A 5,240-nucleotide genomic window follows, 5' to 3' on the forward strand; every position below is an offset into this window, starting at 1 on the left:
CCGAAAGCCAGACAATGAGTAGGAGGGCGGACAGTGGCTTCATAGGGGCCTAACACCTGAATTAAGCCGAGCCGCGAAGCGGCTTCGGCTTGAATGAATTGTTAGACCGCATCAGCGCGCTACATCAAGCTGCGCAACCAGACCGGCCTTGCGTTGGAAATCAATCTGGTCACTGAACTCGAACCAGACCATGACTACAGGAAATTCATCGATACCAGAAGTGAGGAACGTGCGAGCGGTACTTTTGCTATTCCCGTCCCGGTCTCTGTCCGAGAACCATACGATGTCGCGTCCTTTTGAACGCATGACGCTGTGGAAGTTGAAACCATATGTCGCAACGCCTGGGTGCGAGGCAATCACTGCCTTGATGATTGTTTTACCAGCGGCATCTTGCGCATCGCAGAGCCAGTAATTCTCAGAGCGCGTGCTCACCCAGTTGAAGGATGGGTGATTAATCAGCTTTTGGCACGGCGAGAAATCTGAAGCCTGAGCGATGCCAGCGGATCCGGAAAGAGCAAATAGTGCAAGCGGCAGGATTGTTTTCATGCGGTCTAACGCCTGAATTAAGCCGAGCCGCGAAGCGGCTTCGGCTTGAATGAATTGTTAGGCCTCGGACTGCGCACCTGAAGCCTCCATATCTCTCCGCATTTGAGCGGCCAAATCTTCATTTTGCTTGTCTAAGGCCGTGAATAGCTCCGAGAACTCGGCGAAGTATGGGTTATCAAGTGCAAGAATTTCGATCAATTGGTTGGGGTCTCGGCTCTGGTCGAAGCGAGAACGAGTAACCAAGTTCTTTAGCGCCGAGCAGAACAGCAGAACCCGGCGATGATGCTCAGGGAGCAGGAGTAGCGAGTTTGCAAATACGCGATCCACGACCGGAAGGAGCGCGGTTAGGTTTGCTTGTGAGCCAATTGTGGTTTCTTGAGATCCGTAGCGCAGGAACTGGTAGAGCTTGCCGTCGTTGTCGTTCAAATCCCTTGTGAGTGCTCGAATATCGGGATGGTCGAATGCAGATTCATAAGACGCGCACTTAGCCCGCAGTTTCTCGATGTTGTGCCCGTACATTGTCCTTGCGTCGGTGAGAGCAGTTGTTGTCTGAGTTTGAACTGCCAGGTGAAGCTTGAGGCTCTTCTCTACTACCTCAAGCATCTTAGTTAGGACAGTCGAGGAGGTGGTGAATGGCTCGAGCCAGTACAGCAATCGCATTGCGATGTAGTCCGAGCAAAGGCTGTGAAGCAGGCTCGTCGAGAAAGTGAACCAGTCTCGCTCTTGGCGTTGAGGGGCGGGCTTACGTTTCAACATGCAGGTCTCTCCCCACGAGGCCTAACACCTGAATTAAGGCGAGCCGCGAAGCGGCTTCGCCTTGGATGAATTGTTAGCCGTCAACAAGCTAGGTCCCGCTCCGGAAAAGGCTGAAGAAGGCTGAGAAGTAGCCGCGTCTTACGGCACACGCGACTGCCGCTATAACCAGCGAGTAAAGAATCGCTCCAGCTAGAGGAAAACCCAATTGGAGAAGACCGACTCCGGACCAGCCAAGCAGGAGCACGGGCGACAGCAAGTAAAGCCCAGGGATATAGACGATGGAAAGCAATCTTTGGAATTCAGTCTCTCCGCCACTGTAATCAACGCCGAAGATCCAATAGCAAACGCACAGTGCCAGCTGCGGGATAAGCGCAAAGAAGAAGATGCGTTTGAAGAGGCGGTGATCTGTCATTGACGGCTAACACCTGAATTAAGCCGAGCCGCGAAGCGGCTTCGGCTTGAATGAACTGTTAGGGCTCACCGCGACGCATTGCCCGGATTGAATTACTGGCAATGAGAATGTTGCAGAACTCCACCACATCAGTCTCTTTGCGAATGGAGTAGATGGCGCGCCCGTACAAATCTTTCTTTGGGTGTGAGGTTTCCCAAGCGTGAACCTGAAGGTAGCCAACGCGATTGGCCTTAACAAGAAAAGCGGTTGCATGGTAGTTGTCATCATAGATGCGCAGCCGAGTCTTGGATTGATCTACTTTCCAGTTCTGATCGGTTGCGACGCTGGCGATGAAGTCCAGCCAGCGTTTCTGGATATCAGCCATTCGGTATTCCCCCTGTGAGCCCTAACGCCTGAATTAAGCCGAGCCGCGAAGCGGCTTCGGCTTGAATGAATTGTTAGGTGCCATGCGACTAGTCATACAACACCGGCGCGTACCAAACCACTGCCCATTTGCCGCCGACTCTCTTGTACTGAAGCTGCATTTGACCATCGTTACTGCCTTGGCACTTCTCGGTAATGGTCACCCAAGTGCCTCGATCATCATGCTCAATGTCGTCGACGGAGATGTTTTTGCAGCGTGGGTCGATACGAGCGTAGTCAGCCTTGATCTGTGCCGCCGAAGGTGAGCTGGGAGTGCAGGACGAGAGGAGTATCGCTGTTAGAGCAACGAGGAATCTGGTCATGGCACCTAACGCCTGAATTAAGCCGAGCCGCGAAGCGGCTTCGGCTTGAATGAATTGTTAGGCCGCTGCCTAGCGCTAATCATTGATTGTTACGACCTTCAGGCTTTCGACCGCGCCATTATAAAAACCCCGCACAACTGCTGCGATTCGATCCTGGGCGGCCTCATTAGGTTCGCAGTTCAGGCGCTGGCAGAGCGCTAGCATAAGAAATCCGGATGTTAGCCCAGTTTTCCATGCTGTCTCGGTACCAATACGGTTAGCAGCGCGAGCAACTGCATCTGGGTCGAAGCCGCGTGCTGTCCACTCGTCAAAAAGGTTGGCGCGAGTCGTATTGATAAGTGTGAGATACGCTCGTCCTGCTGCCGAGTCGCTATTTCGGCCGAGTGTACTGGAGCGGGCGCTGGCCCCGTTGTAGTCCTTAATTGCCTGCCACACATCTGCGCGGCCGACTTCATTGAGGTAGCGCATAGTGAAATCGCTTTGTTCGGCTGCACGCTTGTCGCCGAGGCGATGCAGCCACGCGAGACCGAAGATCTCAAAGCGAAGTGGCGCAATCTCAGACGCCAGCGACGCCGGATTGACTGCCGCGAATGTGGGCTGTACCTCAACGATGGATCGTTGAATCACTTGAGCGTAACCCTCGGTAGGGTTTACGCCACCGACAGCGGAGGGGAAATGGTGTGTGTCGTAGAAGTTTCGGCAGAACTCCGCCAGCCGGACTTTTGGTTTGCGGCTAAAGAACCCCATCTAAAAAACCCCCTGCGCGGTGATGGTTGGTAAAGCGGCCTAACACCTGAATTAAGCCGAGCCGCGAAGCGGCTTCGGCTTGAATGAATTGTTAGCCATCAGTGCGCCGACGCTCGAAGCACATGTGGCCCAAAGGGAGGATGGCAGGCAACCCAATAGAAAGCCCTATGCCCTCTCCAAGAAGGGAGGCTATACCTCCAGCCAAAGCGATGGCTCCGCCGAGGCCGCAAAGAACCCAGACATTTCGGTGAATCATGTCTAGGCCTGGTCTCCCGTGACGCACAAAACTCGCCAGCAGCAGTGTGCCGGACAGGAGCGAGATGAGGCCGATTGCGCAGAAAATGGCGAGCAAGAAAAAGGGATAGGTTTTCCAGTCGTCTGCGAGCGCGGCCAGAGACATAGGTATCGTTAGCACGGCGCCCCACAGCGCCATCAGCGTCAATGGAAGAACGATCACTACGAGTTCGCCAGCGGCAAAGTAGCGAGATGCTCTCATGATGGCTAACGCCTGAATTAAGCCGAGCCGCGAAGCGGCTTCGGCTTGAATGAATTGTTAGGCGCTACCAGCCGCTCCTGCCCCATGTTGCTCTCGTGATGCCTAGAAAATTGATGTGGCCAAGTAGGAAGCCGATCTGGAAAACAAAAAATGGAAGCGATAAGTCCTGAAGCGGATGGATGTTTGCCAAGCTTGCCGCCGAGCAAAGCAGTAGTAGAGGACAAACGATAGAAAATGCGGCCCATGCGTAACGCCTCAGTGACTCATAATCTGGATGGCCAAAGTACTTCTGCATGAAGCGAGCTGGATAAGTAAGTAGGAACCAATAGAACACGTATCCAGCGGGAATCAAAAGAAGGAAAGCTAGCTGCCTCATCATGCGCCTAACACCTGAATTAAGCCGAGCCGCGAAGCGGCTTCGGCTTGAATGAATAGTTAGAGCGCACCTGCGGGCGGCATGGTGACGACGATTTTGCCCTTGGCGCGCCCCTGTTCTACGTACTCGATCGCATCGATCGTCTCGTCAAAGGGGAACGTGCGGTCGAGTACAGGGCGCAGCGCACCCGCGTCATAGAGTGAGGCCAGCGTCTTCAGTTGAGCGCCATCGGCCCGCATGAAGAAGAACGAATAGTGCACCCCTAATTTCTTAGCCTGTGCCCGCACCTTGCGGCTTAGCAACGCCATCACGGGCTTTAATAGCGGCTTGCTAAGCTGAGTAGCGAACGTGGCATCCGGCGGCCCGACCACGCTGATCGCCAGCCCGCCAGGTTTAAGTACGGTCAGCGACTTTGCGAGATTGTCGCCGCCAAGGGAGTCGAGCACGACGTCGTAGCCGGAGAGCAACTCGGCAAAGTTTGTTTTCGTGTAGTCGATGATCTCGTCCGCGCCAAGGCCGCGCAACTTCTCCGCGTCTTTTCCGTTAGCGGTGGTGGTGACATATGCGCCAAAGTGTTTGGCGAGTTGAATGACTGTTGAGCCCAAGCCGCCCGCGCCAGCATGAACCAGAACCTTGTACCCTGGCTTGACCTGCGCGAGTTCGACCAGCAATTGCCACGCGGCTAGCGCGACCAGCGGGACTGCCGCCGCCTCTTCCATTGTGAGGGAGTTCGGTTTGAGGGCGATATCGGCTTGGTCGATGCCGATGTACTCGGCAAACGCCCCGATGCGCAGGTCGCGTGGACGGGCGTAGACCTCGTCGCCGACTTTGTAGTCGCGTACCTCGGAACCGACACGCGTTACGACGCCCGCGAGATCGTGTCCGAGTACGAACGGTTTCTTGTACTTCAGGAGAAGCTTAAACTCGCCGTTACGTACCATCTTGTCTAGCGGGTTGATGCTGGCAGCACTCACCCGGATCAGGACGTCATGGGGGCCGATAGTGGGGTCTGGCACTTGGGCGAGGCGGAGGCCGCTTTTGCCATATTTTTCGACGACGAATGCCTTCATGTGCGCTCTAACACCTGAATTAAGCCGAGCCGCGAAGCGGCTTCGGCTTGAATGAATTGTTAGGCCCCTACAGTACCTTGTCACGGTTACGAGGTTCTAGATTTACCTCCGG

The 5,240-nt window shown here is 54.8% G+C and carries 8 protein-coding genes; 1 reads left to right on the forward strand and 7 read right to left on the reverse strand.

The annotated features are described in order from the left end of the window. Window positions 1-111: 111 nt before the first annotated feature. Together ACYVD7_RS14340 and ACYVD7_RS14345 are read right to left on the reverse strand one after the other, a co-directional pair. A complete protein-coding gene (locus tag ACYVD7_RS14340; protein WP_460764566.1) occupies window positions 112-546 on the reverse strand; it encodes a hypothetical protein in 435 nt (144 codons plus the stop codon). A 57-nt stretch (window positions 547-603) separates the two neighbouring features. Beyond that, window positions 604-1,302: a hypothetical protein gene (locus tag ACYVD7_RS14345; RefSeq protein WP_460764568.1), complete on the reverse strand. Its 699-nt coding sequence runs from the start codon at window positions 1,300-1,302 to the stop codon at window positions 604-606. A gap of 205 nt (window positions 1,303-1,507) precedes the next feature. On the opposite strand from ACYVD7_RS14345, the gene ACYVD7_RS14350 reads away from it, so the two are divergent. After that, window positions 1,508-1,717, forward strand: a complete 210-nt coding sequence (locus tag ACYVD7_RS14350; protein ID WP_460764570.1) for a hypothetical protein — start codon at window positions 1,508-1,510, stop codon at window positions 1,715-1,717. Between the two features lie 55 nt (window positions 1,718-1,772). Here ACYVD7_RS14350 and ACYVD7_RS14355 read toward each other — a convergent pair whose 3' ends face one another. From ACYVD7_RS14355 to ACYVD7_RS14375, 5 genes are all read right to left on the reverse strand, one after another. Next, window positions 1,773-2,078, reverse strand: coding sequence for a hypothetical protein (locus tag ACYVD7_RS14355; RefSeq protein ID WP_460764572.1), 306 nt, complete (start codon window positions 2,076-2,078; stop codon window positions 1,773-1,775). A gap of 88 nt (window positions 2,079-2,166) precedes the next feature. Next, window positions 2,167-2,439, reverse strand: coding sequence for a hypothetical protein (locus ACYVD7_RS14360; RefSeq protein ID WP_460764574.1), 273 nt, complete (start codon window positions 2,437-2,439; stop codon window positions 2,167-2,169). Between the two features lie 75 nt (window positions 2,440-2,514). Continuing rightward, window positions 2,515-3,186 (reverse strand): hypothetical protein, encoded by a 672-nt coding sequence (locus ACYVD7_RS14365; protein ID WP_460764576.1) that lies wholly within the window; start codon window positions 3,184-3,186, stop codon window positions 2,515-2,517. A gap of 91 nt (window positions 3,187-3,277) precedes the next feature. Further along, window positions 3,278-3,682 (reverse strand): hypothetical protein, encoded by a 405-nt coding sequence (locus tag ACYVD7_RS14370; RefSeq protein WP_460764578.1) that lies wholly within the window; start codon window positions 3,680-3,682, stop codon window positions 3,278-3,280. 435 nt (window positions 3,683-4,117) lie between these two features. After that, on the reverse strand, window positions 4,118-5,128 hold the full coding sequence (locus tag ACYVD7_RS14375) for an NADP-dependent oxidoreductase (RefSeq protein ID WP_460764580.1): 1,011 nt from the start codon (window positions 5,126-5,128) through the stop codon (window positions 4,118-4,120). Window positions 5,129-5,240 lie beyond the last annotated feature (112 nt).

It is taken from the genome of Lysobacter fragariae, assembly GCF_054779775.1.

What these genes read in the sequence shown, in the direction of transcription:
- ACYVD7_RS14340 (WP_460764566.1), bottom strand. Translation starts at nt 546, where the DNA reads ATGAAAACAATCCTGCCGCTTGCACTATTTGCTCTTTCCGGATCCGCT.
- ACYVD7_RS14345 (WP_460764568.1), bottom strand. Translation starts at nt 1,302, where the DNA reads ATGTTGAAACGTAAGCCCGCCCCTCAACGCCAAGAGCGAGACTGGTTC.
- ACYVD7_RS14355 (WP_460764572.1), bottom strand. Translation starts at nt 2,078, where the DNA reads ATGGCTGATATCCAGAAACGCTGGCTGGACTTCATCGCCAGCGTCGCA.
- ACYVD7_RS14360 (WP_460764574.1), bottom strand. Translation starts at nt 2,439, where the DNA reads ATGACCAGATTCCTCGTTGCTCTAACAGCGATACTCCTCTCGTCCTGC.
- ACYVD7_RS14365 (WP_460764576.1), bottom strand. Translation starts at nt 3,186, where the DNA reads ATGGGGTTCTTTAGCCGCAAACCAAAAGTCCGGCTGGCGGAGTTCTGC.
- ACYVD7_RS14370 (WP_460764578.1), bottom strand. Translation starts at nt 3,682, where the DNA reads ATGAGAGCATCTCGCTACTTTGCCGCTGGCGAACTCGTAGTGATCGTT.
- ACYVD7_RS14375 (WP_460764580.1), bottom strand. Translation starts at nt 5,128, where the DNA reads ATGAAGGCATTCGTCGTCGAAAAATATGGCAAAAGCGGCCTCCGCCTC.